Origin of the sequence: Bradyrhizobium sp. PRIMUS42 (assembly GCF_023006515.1) — a bacterium.
Taxonomy (GTDB): domain Bacteria; phylum Pseudomonadota; class Alphaproteobacteria; order Rhizobiales; family Xanthobacteraceae; genus Bradyrhizobium.
Map to the genome: position 1 here is coordinate 1 of NZ_JALBGZ010001625.1, position 420 is coordinate 420.

1 protein-coding gene is annotated in these 420 nt (G+C 68.3%); it reads right to left on the reverse strand.

Translation table 11 applies throughout. The features are described from left to right. On the reverse strand, positions 1 to 420 hold a 420-nt coding region (gene ribD, locus MOV75_RS41985), incomplete at both ends, for a bifunctional diaminohydroxyphosphoribosylaminopyrimidine deaminase/5-amino-6-(5-phosphoribosylamino)uracil reductase RibD (RefSeq protein WP_247008765.1).

A 420-nucleotide genomic window follows, 5' to 3' on the forward strand; every position in this document is an offset into this window, starting at 1 on the left:
GTAAGCAGCGGATCGTCCGCCTGCACCGTGCCGATGCCGACCAGGATCGCATCGCTCTGGGCGCGGAGCAGATGCACGCGATTGCGCGCCGCTTCGCCGGTGATCACCACCGGCTTGCCGCCGGCAGCGCCGATCTTGCCGTCGGGCGAGACCGCGAGCTTCAGGATCACATGCGGACGCTTGTCCCGGATACGGCGGAAATGCCCGGCATGGTCGAATGCGGCTTCCGCCGCGCACAGGCCCAAATCTACCGTGATGCCGGCGGCGCGCAGGCGCGCATGCCCCTGCCCCGCGACCTCAGGATTGGGATCCTCGATCGCCGACACCACCCGCTTGATCCCGGCAGCGATTACCGCATCGGCACAAGGCGGCGACTTGCCGAAATGCGAGCACGGCTCCAGCGTGACGTACAGCGTGGCG